Below are 17,464 nucleotides of genomic sequence, written 5' to 3' on the forward strand. Positions count from 1 at the left end.
CAAGTTCGCGATTTCTCGTCGCCGGTGGCGCCCTCAGCCGAAGAAGGCCTGCGCCTCGCTGAGTCGTTCGGCGGGGACACGTTTGAGCTGTTTCGTCGCCTCCGACAGCGGCACCAGGCCGATGCTGGTGCCGTGTAGCGCCACCATCATCCCGAAGTGCCCGGCGTGTACGGCTTCGGCGGCGTGCACGCCGAACCGGGTGGCCAGGATGCGGTCGTACGGCGTGGGGCTGCCGCCGCGCTGGACGTGGCCGAGCACGGTGGTGCGTACTTCCTTGCCGATCCGGCGTTCGATCTCCGAACCCAGCTGCTGGGCGACACCGGTGAACCGTTCGTGCCCGAACTCGTCGATTCCGCCTTCCCGCAGCGCGAATCCGGAATCGGGCGCCGGATGCGCGCCCTCGGCGACCACGCAGATGAAGCTCTTCTCCCCGCGCTGGAACCGGCTCTTGATCATCGAGCACACCCGCGCGACGTCGAAGGGTTCCTCGGGCACCAGGGTCAGGTGCGCGCCCGCGGCGATGCCGGAATTGAGCGCGATCCAGCCGGCGTGGCGGCCCATCACCTCCACGAGCATCACCCGCTGGTGGGACTCCGCGGTGGTGTGCAGGCGGTCGATGGCCTCGGTGGCGATGGACAGGGCGGTGTCGTGGCCGAAGGTGACGTCGGTGCAGTCGATGTCGTTGTCGATGGTCTTGGGTACGCCGACCACTGGCACACCTTCGTCGGCGAGCCAGCTCGCGGCGGTGAGCGTGCCTTCGCCGCCGATCGGGATCAGCGCCTCGATGCCGTTGTCGTCGAGGGTCTGCTGGATGCGGGGCAGTCCGGCACGCAGCACCTCCGGGTTGGTGCGAGCGGTGCCGAGCATGGTGCCGCCCTTGGTGAGCAGGCGGTCGGTGCGGTCGTCGTTGTTGATGCGAATCTTGCGGTCCTCGAGTAGGCCGCGCCAGCCGTCCTGAAAGCCGACGATCGCGTCGCCGTAGCGGCCGTTCGCGGTGCGGACCACCGCCCGGATCACCGCGTTCAGCCCTGGACAGTCCCCGCCTCCGGTCAAGACTCCGATGCGCATGTCGCCCATCTTGCCGCACCGGCCGCGATCAGGGGCAGTGGCCTCCGGCGAGCTCGCTCAGGTGCCCGGACAACAGCGTCGACATCTTGTCGAGCATGGTCATACCGTCGGCGAAGGCACCCGAATCCGGTTGCGCGGCGAAAGCGACGGCGACGCGGCCCGACGGCGAATCGATCAGCCCGAACTGGCGGACCAGGTAGTTGCCCGAAGTGTCCGGACCCCACCCGCCCTTGAACTCGGCGCTGGTGAAGGCGCCCAGACCCCAGCGGTGACTCACCACGATCTGCTGCATGAGCCCGACCACGCGTTCGCTGCGCGGCAGGCACGGCAGCTGCGAGGCGAAACGCACCTGATCAGCCAGCGCCCATTGGGCCTGCCCGAACACCGACGCGTCCGAGCGGGTGCGCACCGCGGGCACGGTGGTGTTGGTGTCACCGCCTTCGCGCAGCACCGATTCCACGGCCGCGGCCGCTTCGGCGCCACGCCCGAGCGAACCCCACAGGGTGTCGGCGGCGCTGTTGTCGGAGGCGGTGATGGCCGCGGCCGCGGAGGTGCTGTAGGCGGCGTCGGCACGCAGGGCGGCGATGGCGAGCGGAATCTTGATCGTCGACCAGGCCGGACCCGTCGTCCAGTTGCCGAGGGTGACCATCTTGTCGCCGCCGACCGGCATGATCGCCAGCCCGGCGCGACCACGGAAGTTCCGCTGCAGCTCGCTGAAATCGCCGGCGAGGCTGCCCGGTAGCGCCACGGAGAAGCTGCCGACGTCCGTGCCCGGATCGACGACGGGCGCTGCCGTCGTCGTCACCTCGGGGGCGGGCGGTGCGGGCTCGGTACCGCACCCGGCGGTGAGCACCACGACCGTGCCGAGCACGGTCGACAGCGCCACCCGGAGACGGCGGCGTCGGTTGTTCGTCATTATGTGAAGCATTTTCGTTTGTAAACTCCCCCGGGCTTGCGATGCTGGGTAGCCGTCCCGACACCGTACTGGGGAGTATGTCCGATCGCCCACCTCGACCGGTAAAAGCTCAGGTCACCAGGTATTCCCGGGGCCGGCGGGCGGCTGCTCACCAGCCGTCAGTACACGTAGACGATGGCGTTCTCGCCGCCGGTGCAGGTGACCAGTTCGCCGTCCGGGGTGCACGACATCGTGTACGTCCGCCCGGTGACCGGGCTCGCCGCCACCACCGTTCGTGGCCCGGCAGTGGTGCCACCCGCCGCATAAGCCTGCTGTACCGCGCTGGCGAAGGGGCAGCTGGTGACCGAGTTTCCGGCCGCTGACTTCCCGAAAGCGCCGGTGGCGGAGCCGGAGTCGCACGGCTCAGCGCCGACCGGGAGCGTGACCGGAGCGGACGAGGTGCTCGGCGCCGCGGTGGTCGGGCGCGGTGCCGTGGTCGCGACGGGGCCCGCGGGCACCATCGCGGTCGTCGACGCGGCGGCGGCGGTGTTCTCCGAATCCGCCGACGACATCAACCGCCAACCGATCGCACCGCCGATCACCAGCACGATCACCCCGAACACACCGACCAGCACGGGCAGCAGCAGCGAACGCTTGCGACCCGGGTCCTGCTGCCCCCACGCCGGATCCGGACCGTACGCGGGTTCGGGAGCGTACAGGTCCGGCCCGTACGCCGGGTCCTGGTAAGCATGGTCGCCATAGGCGTTGTGCTGATCGTCGTACTGCGAGTAGGCATTCGGCGGCGGACCGCCGTACTGCTGGATCGCGGCCGAGCGAGCCCGGTCGTCGAACTCACCGGGCGCGGCCTGGTGCGCGCCGAACGGCGCAGCGCCGCCCCGGTACTGGTGCGTCGCCTGAGCGCGCTGCGGATCCGGCTCACCGAAGTGCTGAGTCGGCGCGGAACGCTGGGCGTCGGGGGACATCGGGCGGAACTGCTCGGTGGGCGGACTGGGCTGCGCGTCCGGCGGACCGAACCGGTCCTCCGGCGCGCCACCGAAATGCTCTGTGGCGGCGAAACGCTGCGGATCATCCGCCGAGCCCGCGGCGTATTGCTCGGTCGGCGGACCGAACTGCGCATCCGCGTGTGGCGGGTGCGCCGGCGGCATGCCACCCAGCGGCGCCGGGGTCGGACGGAACTGCGCACCGTCCGGTCGCCCGCTCGGCGGACCGAACTGCGGCCTCTCGGCTGCCCACTCGTTCGCCGGGCCGAACCGGTCTTCCGGCGCGTCGCCGCGACGGGCGGCAGCGAAACCGTCAGCTCCGCCGTGCAATTCGGTCGGGTTCGCGGCGCGGGTGTCGTCGGATGGTGGCGCGGGCGGATTCAGAGGCGGGCCGCTGTAGCGCTGGGTCGGGGCGGAGCGGGCAGGGACGGGGCCGGGGCGGTCTGGGAGAGGGTGCTCGCCGGAGTAATGCTCGGTCGGAGCAGAACGAGCCGACGCAGGCCCCGGCCGACCTGGCAGAGGATGCTCACCGGAATAGTGCTCGGTCGGAGCAGAACGAGCCGACGCAGGCCCCGGCCGACCTGGCAGAGGATGCTCACCGGAGTAGCGCTGGGCGGGGTCGGCACGGTACGGGTCCTGGGCAGAGCTCTGCGGATCCTGGCCCGTACGGTACGAGTCCTCGACTGAGCGCTTCGCGTCCTGGCCCGCACGGTGCGCGTCGTAAGCCGCGCGCTGCGGGTCCTGGACAGGGTGCGGTGCTCGAGCGGGGTGCGGGGCCCGGCCGGGGTGTGGAGCCGGATCGGGGTGCGGTCCGTTGCGGGGCTGTGGGACCGGGCCGGAGGTTCGGCCGGGTTGCGCGTCACCGTAGAGGTGGGCGTCCGGGAAGGGGCGCGTCCGTGGGAGCCCCTGGTCGGGCGTGTAGGCCGGGGGGGCTTCCGGGACCGGCGCGGGGTCGTCATCGGTGGGCAGGGGCGCGAAATAGGTGTCGGCCGGGCGGATCTCGGTGGGGCTGGTCGGCTGGACCAGCGCCGGGATGGCGACCTCGCCCGAGCCCTCCGCCTGGACACGCCGGAAACCGCTGGTCTCCGCACCACCCACACGCTGCTCGGGCGGTCGAATGATCAAGGTCGGCTGCGGGCCGGTACCGGCGGACTTGCTGCGTGAGGTCTCGATGCCACCGGTCGCGGTCACCGCGCCGACGACACGGAACTCCCCGGTCGGAGTCGGCTGCACCGGCTCCGCATCGTCGCCCGGACCACCGGACTTCCTGGACCCGCCGACACGACCCGGCTCCGCCGCCGCACCGCCGACAGGCTTGCGCCCACCACTGGCACCATCACGTTCCGCAGCCGAGTCACCGACCGGCGCTGCGGGCTCGAAGCGTCCGCCCCGAGCTGTCTGCGCGTCTGCCGACGCAGCCCCGGCCCCGGCACCGGGGCCGGGGCCGGGGCCGGGGCCGGGGCCGGGGCCGGGAAAGGTACGACCAGGTCCGGTGGACGAACCAGGCGTCGCGTTGTATCCGGCGCCGGGCACACCATGCCCGGGAACCTGCTGCACACCGGCGGGACCACGAACCGGCATCGCCGGAACGTCCTGCACCGCGCCGACCAGTGCCTGACGCGCCGCCACCGCGAGCGCGCCCGCACTCGGGTAGCGCTCGGCGGGATCCTTGGCCATGCCGAGCGCGATGACCTCGTCGAGGGCCACGGGCAGGCCGGGCAGGATGTCGCTGGGCCGCGGCGGTGCGTCGGAGAGGTGGGCGCGCACCAGCACGCTCATGCTCGCGGCCGGGAACGGTGAGGCGCCGGTGAGGCATTCGTGCAGCACACAGGCCAGTGAGTAGACGTCGGCGTGGTGCGAGATGGGGGCGACGTCGAAGCGTTCGGGCGCCATGTAGATGTAGGAGCCCATCGCCGTGCCCGCCTGGGTCATCGCGCTGTCGCCCTCGGTGTGGGCGATGCCGAAGTCGGCCAGGTAGGCGAAGTCGGCGGGGGTGACGAGGATGTTGGCCGGTTTCACATCGCGGTGCACGAGCCCGCTCGCGTGTGCGGCGTCGAGGGCGGCCGCGATCTGCTCGATCACCGCGACCGCGCGATCCGGGCTCAGCGGCCCGCCCGTTTGCAGCACGGTGCGCAGATCGGTCCCGGGGACCAGGCGCATGTCGATGAACAGCACACTGTCGATCACGCCCCAGTCGTGGATCGGGATGATGTGCGGTTCGGCCAGTTTCGCCGCGGCCTGTGATTCGCGACGGAACCGGACCTGGTAGGTCGGGTCCTGCGCGAGTTCCGGGGCCAGCAACTTCAGGGCGACCACCCGGTCCTTGCCGGTGTCGTAGGCCTCGTAGACCTCACCCATTCCGCCTTTGCCCAGCAATGACCGCAACTCGTACGGGCCGAAGCTGCTCCCCGTCCGTGACCCAGGTGCCTGCACCAGCGTCGCCTCCCAGCTCATGCAGGCCCGAAGAGCCTGCGTGTCAGAAGGCAGATTCTCCCGGTGTCACCACGCCGTGGTCAAACGCGAACACGATCGCGGCGGCGCGGTCGCGTAGCTCCAGCTTGCCGAATATGTGTCCGACATGGCTTTTCACGGTGACTTCGGAGATGCCGAGTTCGGCGGCGATCTCGCTGTTGACCCGGCCGCGACCGATCAGTTCGAGCACTTCGTATTCGCGAGCGGTGAGTTCGCCGAGGCGGCGGTCAGTGCGGGTACCGACCGGTTTGACGGTTCGGTACGCGGTGAGCACCCGTCCGGTCACCGCCGGGTCGAGCCAGGCGCCGCCCGCGGCCACCGTGCGCACCGCGCGGATCAGATCCTCGGCGGGTGAATCCTTGAGCAGGAACCCGGCCGCGCCCGCGCGCAGCGCTGCCGAGAGCAGTTGATCGTCGTCGAAAGTGGTGAGTACGAGCACCGGTGGCGCGTCCGGGCGAGCCCGCAGCAACCGGGTCGCGTCGATGCCGCCGACCCGCTTCATCCGCAGGTCCATCAGGACCACGTCGGGGCGTCCGGCGGCGACCGCGGCGGCCACCTCGTCACCGTCGGCGCATTCGCACACGGTGAAGCCGTCGCGACGGCGCAGGATGCGGCGCAGTCCGCCGCGCACCAGTTCCTGATCGTCGACGACGAGCACGGTGACCGGGTTCTCGATCGGCGCAGCGGCCGTCACAGATCCTCCTGGGGTTTGGGGCGAAATTTGGCGGGCAGGATCGTCGACAGTGTGGTGCAGGCACCGGGTTTCAAGGGGAACTCCGCCCGTACGGTCCAGCCGTCGTCGCCGCTGCCCGCGGTGATGGACCCGCCGAGCAGTTCGGCGCGTTGGCGCATGCCGCGCAGGCCCATGCCGGTGCCGCGCCGGGGCGGCGGTCCGACCTCGGACACATTGCACACCACCAGTGTGGCCAGTTCGGCGGTGACCGCCAGGCGCACGGTCGCCGGCGCACCGGGCGCGTGTTTGGCGACATTGGACAGCGATTCCTGGGCGATCCGGTACAGGGCGTGCCCCACCGCGCCGGTGACGACGGCCAGGTCGCCGGTGCGCGCGTAGTCGACGGCGAGTCCGGCGCGGTGGAAGTCGCCGACGAGTTCGTCGATATCGGCGGCGCCGGGTTCGGGGCCCGGCCGGGCGGGGCCGGTGTCGAGCATCCCGACGGTGCGCCGGATGTCGGCCATGGCCTGTCTGCCGAGGCGTTCGGCGTCGACGAGGGCCTCCACCGCCTCGGTGACGTCGTCGTCGGTTTGCAGTGCGCGCCGGGCGGCGGTGAGGTGCAGCAGCGTGATCGACAGCGAATGCGCGATCACGTCGTGTACTTCCCTGGCGATCCGGCGGCGTTCCTCGTCGGCCGCGTGCCCGGCGCGGATGGCCTGATTCTCGCGTTCCTGGTACAGGAATCGGCGCTGGTACTGCAACATCACCCCGACGAACATGCCGAGCACGATGCCCAGCACGTACATCGGCAGACCGTCGAGCCGCTGTCCACCCCAGCCCAGATGCCCGGCCAGGTCGAAGGCGAACAGTTCGCCGATGGCGAGCAGCGTGAACCCCAGGGTGATGCCGCGCGTGGCCACCGCCGCCACCTCGCCGGCGACGATGACCAGCACGAACGGCGCGAAGTCGGCGTTCACCGGTTGCAGCAGGAACAGCGCGCACGAGGCCAGCCCACAACTCTTGAGCAGCATCGGGCTGGGTTTGACCCCGAAGATCGCGAACAGCGGCACCGGCAGGAACGCCACCAGCATCGCCAGCAGCGGCAGCACGGTCGGGAAGTAGGCGTGGCGCTGCACGACGGCGGCGCCGGTGACGGCCAGCAGGGCCAGGTCGGCGGCGATGATCACCGCGGGCGGATAGTCGAAGGGCAACGATTCGATCCGCACCCGCACCGATTCGGTGCAGCGGCGAGCCAGCGCCCGCAGCCGGGCCGGTAGTCGCGCCCGGCCGGTCTCGCTCGCGGGGATGGCGTGGATCACCTCCATGGTGCAAGGCTAGCCGTCACCGCGGTGCCCGACATCGTGCCGTGAGCGGTAGCGCTGTCCTACCGGGGTAGGAGAACAAGTCGCGTCCCCGGCACGACGATTCGGGCCGCTGGGCTCCGTAGCGTCGGTTGCACCCGCTCACGGAAGGTGAAGTTCATGACCTGGACCGACCTGCATCAACGCACCGAGATCGTGCACACCGTGCTCGCCAGGGCCGCGATCGACCCGAACGACCCCGCGCTGTTCGCCGAGCTGCCCGGCCTCGACCGGCTCTTCGGCGGCATCGACGGACTCGTGCGGGCACTGACCAATCGCTGGAACAACCACCTGCACGTCAAGATCGAACAGGCCGAAATCGACGGTCGCACGCAGGTGGAGGCCTATCTGGAACTGGCCGCCGAGCAACCGGAGCTGCGCGCACTGCTCGACGCCCGCGCCGACATCGGGCAGACTGCCCGCGACCGCGCCCTCGCGCGCTGAGACCGCCACCCGAATACCCCTGGGGGACAAGCTATGACCGAAACCAGCCCATCGCAGGCGCCGATGCTGGAATTGCGTGACGTGGTCCGGCAGTACCGCGTCGGCGATCAGCAGGTCCGCGCGCTCGACCAGGTGAGCATGCGCATCGAGACCGGACAGTTCACCTCGATCATCGGCCCATCCGGCTCGGGCAAGAGCACCCTGCTGCACCTGCTCGGCGCCCTGGATCGCCCCGACGAGGGCTCGATCCGGTTCCGCGGCAGCGAGATCGGTGGGCTCGACGAGGACCGGCAGGCCGCCTTCCGGCTCGAGCAGGTGGGTTTCGTCTTCCAGTTCTTCAATCTGCTGCCCACCTTGTCGGCGTGGGAGAACGTGGCGGTACCGAAACTGCTGGACGGCACCGGATTACGCAAGGCCAAGCCACGGGCGCTGGAGCTGCTCGAACTGGTCGGGCTCGGCGACCGGGCCCAGCACCGGCCGGGCGAGCTGTCCGGTGGCCAGATGCAGCGGGTGGCGGTGGCGCGCGCGATGATCATGGACCCGCCGCTGATCCTGGCCGACGAACCGACCGGCAATCTCGACTCCAAGACCGGTGAATCCATCCTGGCGCTGCTGGGAGACATCACCGCACAGGGGAATTCGGTGGTGATGGTCACCCACGACATGGGCGCGGTGGCCTACTGCGACCGGGTGATCACCCTGCGCGACGGGCGCATCGGCGCCGACGACGTGGTGCCGGCCCGGGTGCAGGCATGATCGCGGCATCCTGGGACCGGTTGCGGCTGTTCAACTTCGGTGAACTGATCCGTCATCCGGGCCGCACGATCATGTCGACGGCGGTGATGGCGGTGTCGGCGGCGCTGCTCGTGGCGGTGCTGAGCATTTCGGGTTCGGTGACCGGCTCGGTCGACCGGCTCACCAAGGGGCTGGCCGGTAACGCCGAACTCGAGATCACCGGCATCACCGACGCCGGCTTCGAGCAGAATCTGCTGCCGGCCATCGCACAAACCCCGGGCGTACAGACCGCGGTCCCGATGCTGCGCGTGAGTCTCGGCGGGGGCCCGGACCGCACCCTGCTCATCGGTGCCGACCAGAACGTGAGCGCCCTGGACAGCGACCTCGCCGGTCCCATGGCCGAGCACACGCGCAAGCTGACCAGCACGCCGCGGGGCGTGCTGGTCGGCGCCGCGACGGGCTATCAGGTCGGGGATTCGGTGCCCATCGGCGGTGGTTCCGCGACTGTCGCCGCGGTACTGGACGACGAGGCCACCAATCGACTCAACGGTGGACACCTGATCGCCGCGCCGCTGCCGCTGGCGCAGTTCCTGACCGACCGGGTCGGCAAGCTCGATTCGGTACAGATCATCGCGCGACCCGGCACCGACATCGCCGAGTTGCGGACCGCGCTCACCACAGCGGTCGACGGCCGGGCTGTGGTCGCCGAACCCAGTCTGCGCACCGCGCAGGCCGGTGGCGCCATCCAGATCATGCGGTATTCCACGCTGATGTCCTCGGCCGCGGCGTTGATCGTGGCGGCGTTCCTGATCTACAACGCAATGAGTATGGCGGTGGCCCAGCGCAGGCCGATGCTGTCGCTGTTGCGCGCGATCGGTGGGCAGCGCGGCCCGATGGTGCGCGAGCTGCTCGTCGAAGCGGCCCTGCTGGGCCTCGTCGGCGGGGTGATCGGTTCCGCGATCGGCGTGCTGATGGGCCGGATCGCGATCGGACGGCTACCCGCCGCGATCGTGCAGTCGGTCGAGGCACGTACCGAGTTCTTGGTGCCGAATTACGCTGTGCCCGTGGCGATCGTCGCCTGCGTGCTGGCCACGGTGCTCGCGGCGGCGCTCGCCGCCCGGCAGGTGTACAAGGTCGCCCCTGTGGAGGCGCTGGCGCCGGTGGAGGCCAGTGATGCCGCCGCCACCGGCCGTGGCCTGCGCTGGGCGGCGCTGGCCGGGGGCCTGGCTCTCGGCGCCGGGGCGGTGGCCCTGGCGTTCACCGACCTCGGCCGGGTATCGCTGGGTGCGATCACCCTGTCGTTCACCGCCACCGTGCTGCTGTGTTTCGCCGCGACCGGCCCGATCGTGCGCGCCGCCGCCGCGATCGCGCGCTGGTTCGGTGCGCCGGGCGCTCTCGGTGCCACCACCCTCGAGCGTGCGCCGCGACGGGTGTGGGCCACCGCGATGACGGTGATGATCGGGGTGGCGGCCGTCGTCGCGCTCGGCGGTGCCTCCAGCAATATGGTCGACTCGGCCACCGAATCGTTCCAGAGCCTCGGCGAGGCCGACCTGTATGTGAGTCCGAGCCCGGTCGAACAGTTCCCGACCGGCCCCGCCCTGCCCGCCGAACTGGCCGACCGGGTGGCGGCGGTACCCGGTGTGGCGGGCGTGCACCCCGCGCAGATGGCGTTCGCGACGCTGGGCAGTGGCCGGGTGATGTTGCAGGGTTATCCCCCGCAGGCCGAGGATGCCCGGCTCGGTGCCGTCGACCCGGCGGTGATCGACCGGATGGCGCGTGGCGACGGCGTGGTGATCACCCGCGATGTGGCCCGATCGCTCGACCTCGCCGTCGGCGACGAGATCACCATGCCCACGCCATCGGGTGAGCGCACCACCACTGTGTTGCAGGTGATTCCGTACTTCACCGCCGTCTCCGGGGTGGTGATGATGAGTCTGGACCAGATGCGCGAGTGGTATCAGCGTCCCGGTGAGACGATCCTGACGATCGAGTTCGCACCCGGCGCCGACCCCGCCGCGGTACAGGCGGCCGTGCGCGCGGCGGTGCCGCCGGAAATCCATGTCGACACCGGCGCGACGATGCTGGCCGCCATCTCGTCGAGCGTGCAGCAGGGTGCCGCGATGAGCAACATGATCCTGTGGATCGTGGTCCTGGTGGCGACGGTGGCGCTGCTGAACACGCTCATGTTGTCGGTGCTGGAACGGCGCAGAGAACTGGGGGTGCTGCGGGCGATGGGCACCAACCGCAAGTTCCTGCTGCGTTCGGTGCTGGCCGAGGCAGCGGGCATCGGACTCGTCGGTGCCGGAATCGGACTCGTGATCGGGGTGGCGGTGCAGTACCTGGGCACGGTGGCGATCGGGCACGCGATGACGATCGACATCGTGTACTCGGCGAGCCCGCTGGTGCTGGTCTACGGCGTCGTCGCGCTCGGCCTGGCGCTGCTCGGTTCCATTCCGCCCGCCATGCGGGCCGCGCGGATGCCGATCGTGGCCGCACTGGCGGTGGACTGACCCGCTGGGGTGCGGTTCCCCGGAACCGCACCCCTGCTCAGAGCTCGACCTCTTCCCACCACGCCACGACCTGGTCCTGGGCGGACGGGCGAGGCGCGCCACCGGTACCGCTGCTACCCCGGCGGCTCACCGCGACAAGGTAGTCGGCCCGGTCGGAGTTGCCGGGGAAGGTCAGCACCTGGTGGGCGGTGTGCACCCGGCTGCTCGCCGGATCCGGAACCACCCAGCGGCGCACGGTCACCGGCACGTCGTCCTTGTCGCTGTCGTAGCGCACCGCGGCGGGCATCGCCTCCACCACCGATCGCACCTGTGCGGCGTTCGCGTACTCCAGCACCAGGTAGGTGACCGGCGCGGAACTGTTCGCACCCTCCGCGCACTGCCAGCCCGCCGTGATCGGGTTCCATTGCAGTGCAGGCTCTTTCCACGCCAGATCACTGGTCATCCGCACCGCCACACACTCCGCTCCGCCATACCCGGTGCCCTCCGCGGCGACGCCCTGCGGAACCAGCGTGGGAAACACCCGCCTGCTCTTCGTGAACGAATTTCCCGCCGTCGTCACCACGTTCGACGATGTCGTCACCGATCCGGCCGCCTCGTCCGCATCGTCATCGGGCAGCACCACGACAACGAGCGCCACCAAGATCACCGACAACGCCACCACCAGCGCCGCCAAGACCACCCACCCGAACCGCTGCAATCCCGACGCCCGCCGAGGAACTGGTCGCTGCGGACCCGCCCACGGTTGCTGCGGCACCCCCGGCCCGACCGGTCCTCCCCGGCCCGGCTCCCCGGGCACTCCCCCGCGCGGCAACCGGGGCATGCCCCCGGTCTCTGAGCCCGCTACCACGGGGTGCTGCCCGCCGTAGGCCGCCGGAGCAGCCCCGGAGACCGCCACCTGCTGCACGGGTCCAGGTCCAGCACCGGGCGCAGATCCCGGAGCCGGCGCTGATCCCGCACCGGACGCAGATTCCGAAGCGGGCGGAGGTGCCGAAGCGGGCGGAGATCCCGCACGGGGCGCAGATTCCGAAGCGGGCGGAGGTGCCGAAGCGGGCGGAGATTCCGCACGGGGCGCAGATTCCGAAGCGGATGCGGGTGCTGAGGCCGAGGCGGGTGCTGAAGCGGCGGCCGGTGCTGAAGCGGTCGAGGAGCCCGACGCAGACGCGACCTCCGAACCAGACGCAGAACGTGTGGCGGTCGTCAGTCCTGAGGGAGACGCAGAAGCGGACGGAAGCCCAGAGTCAGGCACAGAACCCGAAGCAAGCGCCGCCTCCGAGCCAGACAAGGAACCGGAGGCCGACTCGACCATCGACCCAGACGCAGAACCCGAAGCCGACTCGACCCCCGACGCAGACACAGAACCCGGGGCGGGCGTGAGTCCCGAGCCAGACACAGAACCCGAGACAGACGCCATCCCGGAGCCGGACACAGAACCCGAAGCGGACCCGACCCCCGACGCAGGCACAGAATCCGAACTGCGGCCGATCGCAGCCTCGCCCGGTGCAACATTGCCTGGATCCGGCCTCACGGCTGCGTCGTCCGCAGGGGCACGTCCGGTCGCCGCTGGTTCATCGGCACCAGTCGCCGCGCCGACGCCGACCCCTTCGGCCCCGAACACATCTGTTTCGACTTCAGGACCGAGCCGACGGTCTCGCGGTCCCGCGGCGACCGCACTCGCCTCGGCGGGTGCCGCCGCGTGGTCCGAGCCCGGACGGTCCGTATCCGCGACCGCCACCACGTCCGTCGCCGCGGTGCTGGAAACCTCACCACCCCCGGCTGTACCAGCGGTCGCCCCCTCGGAATCCTCGGTGGTGGCTGTGTCGGCCACACCGGCACGAGCGTGGGCAGGACTACCTTGATCCGGCGGCTGACATGCCGACGCACCAGGCAACTGACCCACATCCGACGGCTGATCGGCACTGGACGGATAACCAGGATTCGGCGCCGCATGAGGCCGACCGGGGTTGGGCGACGCAAAGGGTTGGCCGGGATTCGGCGCCACAGCAGACTCACCCGCGTTCGGCGACGCAGGAGGCTGGCCAGCGTCTCGCGCCACAACAGGCTGACCAGAATTCGGCGCCTCCGCTGAGGGCTGGGCGGGATTCGGCGCATGGCTCGAGGACGGTGGTGACACCGGTTGACCGGCATTGGGCGGATAACCCGGTGGCAGCACTGCCGGCGGCCCCGAGTTCGGCGGATAGCCCGGTGGCACCACTGCCGATTGACCAGGGTTCGGGGGATAACCCGGTGTCGCTGCTGACGGCCGGCCGAAGTTCGGTGGGTAGCCCGGTGACTGCGGTTGCGCGGGGTTCGGTGGGTATCCCGGAGACCGCGGTTGCGCGGGGTTCGGTGGGTATGGAGCCCGCTGACCAGGTGGGTAGGCGGCGGGTGCCGCAGGGTTCGGTGGGTAGGCGGGGGGCGGCCCTACCGGAGGGTGGGTGGGTGGTGCGGGGGCGTAGGCGGGTGGGCGCGGGAGGTTGGGTGGGGTGGTGGAGGTGAGGGCTTGGCGGGCGGCTTTGGCGAAGGTGGTGCACGAATCGAAGCGGGCCGCTGGGTGTTTCGCCATCGCGGCGGACAGGACGGCGTCCAGGGCGGCGGGCAGGCCGGGGCGGCGCACGGCCAGCGGTGGCGGGGCCAGGTAGAGGGTGCCGCGGATGATCTCGTTCGGGTCGGGTGAGTCGAAGGGGGCGATGCCGGTGAGCAGCCAGTACAGCGAGCACGCCAGCGAGTACTGGTCGGAGCGGTGGTCTAGTTCGGAGCCGGTCATCTGTTCGGGTGAGGCGTAGGCCAGGGTGGCGGTGAACATGCCCTGCTGGGTGAGGTGGGTGGAGTCGGCGCGCAGGCGGGCGATACCGAAGTCGGTGAGGAACACCCGCTCGCCCTGGCCGCCGCTGGAGCGCGCCAGCAAGATGTTGGCGGGCTTCACATCCCGGTGCAGCACACCACAGCCGTGCGCGTAATCCAGTGCGTCGGCGACCCCTTCGACGATCTGCACCGCGCGTTCGGGCGGCAGCGTCAGCGGATCGACTGTGGCGGCGTCGATTCCGTCGACGTACTGCATGCTGATCCACAGCTGCTCGCCTTCGGTACCGCGGTCGTAGACGGTGACGATGCCGGGGTGGTCGAGTCCGGCGGCGAGGTCGGCCTCGCGTTCGAACCGGGCGCGAATCCGCCCGTCGGCGAACAGATCCGGGTTGAGCAGCTTGAGCGCGGTCAACCGGTCCAGGCGCGGGTGGCGCGCCAGGAACACCGTGCCCATACCACCTTGACCGAGCGTTCGCTCGATGGTGAACCCGGCGAACACCTCACCGATGTCGTGCACGGCGATCCCCTCTCAGCACCCTCGCCGGACCGCCTCGGCCGTCCCGCGCACGTGTGACCACGTTCATTCGGATTCTCGCCGTCGATCGGCGAAACTTGTTGGCACACGTCCGGTATCGTCCGGACGCGCTCGACGAGAAGTTTGCACCGCCGGAGCAGGGCGCGTATGCGCAACCGGCGGTGGGGAGGATTCCACGGTGAAGTCGACCGGAAGGGCGGCCGCCTGTCACAGGCTGCTGCAAGGTGTGTTGCTGGTGTCGGCGGTGGTGTCCACCTCGTGTGCCGTGTCGGGCAACCCGGCCCCGGTCACCGCGCCGGTCGTGGAAGTGAACAGTATCGAGGACTGGCATCGCGGGATGTCGATCGTGTTGCCCGATTCGCTGGCCGCGGAGTTCACCCAGTTGCAGGCCGCGCTGCCCGGTCAGGTGGGCATGGCGTTGATGCCGGTCGGCGGTGACCGGGCGACGGTCTTCGGCGATTGGACCACCGGCATCGCCTGGTCCACCATCAAGGTCCCGCTCGCGGTCGCCGCGTTGCGCCACGATCAGGATCAGTCGATCTTCGAGATGGCGCGGGCCGCGATCACGGTGTCGGACAACGACGCCGCCGCCGAGCTGTGGGAGTCTCTCGGCGACGGTCACGAAGCCGCCGACGCGGTGCAGCATGTGCTCGACGAGGCCGGGACGCTGGCCAGCGACGGAGTCGGTCCCCGCACCCAGATGGACGACACCTCGTTCGGCAGCACCGAGTGGTCGCTGGTCAACCAGGTGCGTTTCGCGTCGCGGCTGCCGTGCCTGCCGCAGTCGGAGACCGTCATCCGGTTGATGGGCGAGATCACCCCCGAACAGGGGTGGGGTCTGGGCCTGCTCGACGGCACCGAGTTCAAGGGCGGCTGGGGCCCCGACGACGAGACCGGGGTGTACACGGTGCGCCAGTTCGGGTTGGTGCCGGTCGGTAACGGTCAGCTTGCGGTCGCCCTTGCCGCACAGGCGGATTCGGGCTCCTTCGCCGACACCACCGCGCTGCTGGACCGGTTGGCGCGGCTGCTGGCCGAGCACCTGCCGGAACTGAGCGGCGGTGTCTGCCCGCGCTGAGCGCGCCGGCTCAGCCGGGAACGACCAGGCCCGATTCATACGCCAGCACCACCGCTTGCGCCCGGTCACGCAGACCCAGCTTCGAAAAGACTTTGGAGACGTGGGTTTTCACGGTTTGTTCGGCGACGAACAGCGAGGTCGCGATCTCGGTGTTCGACAGGCCCTTGGCGACCAGTTCCAGCACTTCGCGTTCGCGTGGTGTCAGCGAGGTCAACGCGGGGGCGGCGGGGGCGCGCACGGTGTTGCGCCGGCGGGTGACGTCGGCGATCAGCCGGCGCGTGATGGTCGGCGCCAGCAGCGCTTCCCCGTCGGCGACCACGCGCACCGCTCGCACCAGTTCTTCGGCGGGCGCGTCCTTGAGCAGGAACCCGCTCGCGCCGAGGCTCAGCGCCTCGTAGACGTAGTCGTCGATGTCGAAGGTGGTGAGCATGAGCACCCGCACCGGCGGCTCGAACCGCGCGTCCAGGATGGCGCGGGCGGCGTCGAGACCGTTCATCTGCGGCATCCGCACGTCCATCAGGACGACGTCGGGACGGAGCCGTTTGGCTTCGGCGACGGCGATCTTGCCGTCGGCCGCGTCGCCGACGACGCTGATGTCGGGTTGCGCGCCCAGCAGCGCTCCGAAACCCTGGCGCACCATCGCCTGGTCGTCGGCGATCAATACGGTAATAGCCACCCAACCACCTTACGGGGTGGGTAGTTTGGCCGAGACCTCGAATCCGCCGGTCGAGTCGGGTGCCGCACGCAGTTCGCCGCCGACGGCCGCGACCCGGGTGCGCATGCCGTCGATCCCGTGTCCGCCGCCGGCTCCCGGACGCCCGGGCGTGGCCGAGGCGCCGTTGTGCACGCGCACCGTCACCAGCCCCGTAGCGACGACGACTTCCACCCGCACCGGCGCGCCGGGCGCGTGCCGGGCACAGTTGGCCATCGACTCCTGCACCACGCGGTACACCACCAGCCCCGTGGTCTCGGGCACGCTGCTCAGTTCACCGTCCACCGTCCATTCGACCGGCAGCCCCGCGCGCGCCGCCGACGCGCAGAGGTCGGGGACATCGGCCGCGCGGGGTTGCGGCGCGTGTTCGGGTAACTGTCCGTCGCTGCGCAACACCCCGAGCAGCCCGCGGATCTCGTTGAGCGCGGTGCGGGCCGTGGCACCGATGGAGTCGAATTCGGTGCGCGCCGCCGGGTCCAGGTCGGTGATCCGGTAGGGGGCGGTCTGGGCCTGCACGACCACCATCGACATGTGATGGGCGACCACATCGTGCAGGTCACGGGCGATGCGCGCCTTCTCCTCGAGGATCGCCCTGCGCGCGCGTTCGAGTTCGGTCGCCTCCTCCTGGTGTTCGAGTTGGCGGCGCGAGGCGACCACGGTGCGCAGCAGGTAACCGAACAGTGCCAGGGCGCCGAAGCCGATGGGCCAGCCCCACAGCGGCCCGTCGGCCGAGCCGGGCATGGTGGTGGCGAACAGCATCGAGGTGGCCGCCCAGGTGACGACCACGATCGGCACCGAGGCCCGCACCGCCACCGCGAACAGCAGCACGAACAGCACGATGACGTGCACCACCTGGAACGGCAGGTCGTTGCCCGCCGACGGTGCCACGCCCAACGCGATCAGCAGGGCCGAACCCGCGGAGATCGCCCACCCCAGTGCCGGGTTGGTCCGGACGAACAGGATCGGGAACGCGGCGAAGGCCGAGATCAGCGGAGCCAGGGCGGCAGGCACCTCGTGGGTGACGAACAGCGTGGGCCAGGCGATGCTGTACAAAATCAGCGCGACCAGCACTGTTGCCAAGTCGAACCAGGTGCGCCCATCGATGCGGCGAGCGGCGGGGCGCAGTTGTGCGGTCATACCGGTGAGCCTACGAACCGCGGCGTCGACGGACCTCATACCCA

At 70.4% G+C, this 17,464-nt stretch carries 12 protein-coding genes and 1 pseudogene; 4 read left to right on the forward strand and 9 right to left on the reverse strand.

The annotated features are described in order from the left end of the window. Positions 1-33: 33 nt before the first annotated feature. The 5 genes from ACFO5K_RS12580 to ACFO5K_RS12600 form a co-directional block, all read right to left on the reverse strand. Positions 34-1,068: an ATP-dependent 6-phosphofructokinase gene (locus tag ACFO5K_RS12580; RefSeq protein ID WP_378560812.1), complete on the reverse strand. Its 1,035-nt coding sequence runs from the start codon at positions 1,066-1,068 to the stop codon at positions 34-36. 28 nt (positions 1,069-1,096) lie between these two features. After that, complete coding sequence (locus ACFO5K_RS12585; RefSeq protein WP_378560815.1) at positions 1,097-1,984, reverse strand: hypothetical protein; 888 nt, start codon at positions 1,982-1,984, stop codon at positions 1,097-1,099. A gap of 158 nt (positions 1,985-2,142) precedes the next feature. Next, on the reverse strand, positions 2,143-5,322 hold the full coding sequence (locus tag ACFO5K_RS12590; protein ID WP_378560818.1) for a serine/threonine-protein kinase: 3,180 nt from the start codon (positions 5,320-5,322) through the stop codon (positions 2,143-2,145). 118 nt (positions 5,323-5,440) lie between these two features. After that, on the reverse strand, positions 5,441-6,130 hold the full coding sequence (locus tag ACFO5K_RS12595; RefSeq protein ID WP_378560821.1) for a response regulator: 690 nt from the start codon (positions 6,128-6,130) through the stop codon (positions 5,441-5,443). Next, entirely contained in the window at positions 6,127-7,434 is a 1,308-nt protein-coding gene (locus ACFO5K_RS12600; RefSeq protein WP_378560824.1) for a sensor histidine kinase, read from the reverse strand. The genes ACFO5K_RS12595 and ACFO5K_RS12600 overlap by 4 nt, the downstream gene beginning before the upstream one ends. 156 nt (positions 7,435-7,590) lie before the next feature. Between ACFO5K_RS12600 and ACFO5K_RS12605 the strand changes: the two genes are divergently transcribed. The 3 genes from ACFO5K_RS12605 to ACFO5K_RS12615 are packed head-to-tail and all read left to right on the forward strand — an operon-like array spanning position 7,591 to position 11,159. Next, complete coding sequence (locus tag ACFO5K_RS12605) at positions 7,591-7,914, forward strand: hypothetical protein (RefSeq protein WP_378560827.1); 324 nt, start codon at positions 7,591-7,593, stop codon at positions 7,912-7,914. A gap of 33 nt (positions 7,915-7,947) precedes the next feature. Further along, positions 7,948-8,670, forward strand: coding sequence for an ABC transporter ATP-binding protein (locus ACFO5K_RS12610; RefSeq protein ID WP_378560830.1), 723 nt, complete (start codon positions 7,948-7,950; stop codon positions 8,668-8,670). Beyond that, entirely contained in the window at positions 8,667-11,159 is a 2,493-nt protein-coding gene (locus ACFO5K_RS12615; protein WP_378560833.1) for an ABC transporter permease, read from the forward strand. The genes ACFO5K_RS12610 and ACFO5K_RS12615 overlap by 4 nt, the downstream gene beginning before the upstream one ends. A gap of 37 nt (positions 11,160-11,196) precedes the next feature. On the opposite strand, the gene ACFO5K_RS12620 is transcribed toward ACFO5K_RS12615, so the two are convergent. Then, on the reverse strand, positions 11,197-11,838 hold the full coding sequence (locus ACFO5K_RS12620) for a hypothetical protein (protein WP_378563949.1): 642 nt from the start codon (positions 11,836-11,838) through the stop codon (positions 11,197-11,199). 1,920 nt (positions 11,839-13,758) lie between these two features. Further along, positions 13,759-14,415 (reverse strand): annotated as a pseudogene (locus ACFO5K_RS12625) (serine/threonine-protein kinase); the annotation flags it as partial. A gap of 259 nt (positions 14,416-14,674) precedes the next feature. Here ACFO5K_RS12625 and ACFO5K_RS12630 point away from each other — a divergent pair. Beyond that, positions 14,675-15,571: a hypothetical protein gene (locus tag ACFO5K_RS12630; protein WP_378560836.1), complete on the forward strand. Its 897-nt coding sequence runs from the start codon at positions 14,675-14,677 to the stop codon at positions 15,569-15,571. A gap of 10 nt (positions 15,572-15,581) precedes the next feature. On the opposite strand, the gene ACFO5K_RS12635 is transcribed toward ACFO5K_RS12630, so the two are convergent. Together ACFO5K_RS12635 and ACFO5K_RS12640 are read right to left on the reverse strand one after the other, a co-directional pair. Continuing rightward, positions 15,582-16,247, reverse strand: a complete 666-nt coding sequence (locus tag ACFO5K_RS12635; protein WP_378560839.1) for a response regulator — start codon at positions 16,245-16,247, stop codon at positions 15,582-15,584. A 9-nt stretch (positions 16,248-16,256) separates the two neighbouring features. Next, positions 16,257-17,420 (reverse strand): sensor histidine kinase, encoded by a 1,164-nt coding sequence (locus ACFO5K_RS12640; protein ID WP_378560842.1) that lies wholly within the window; start codon positions 17,418-17,420, stop codon positions 16,257-16,259. Between the last annotated feature and the right edge of the window lie 44 nt (positions 17,421-17,464).

The organism is Nocardia halotolerans (assembly GCF_042650145.1).
Taxonomy (GTDB): Bacteria; Actinomycetota; Actinomycetes; order Mycobacteriales; family Mycobacteriaceae; genus Nocardia; species Nocardia halotolerans.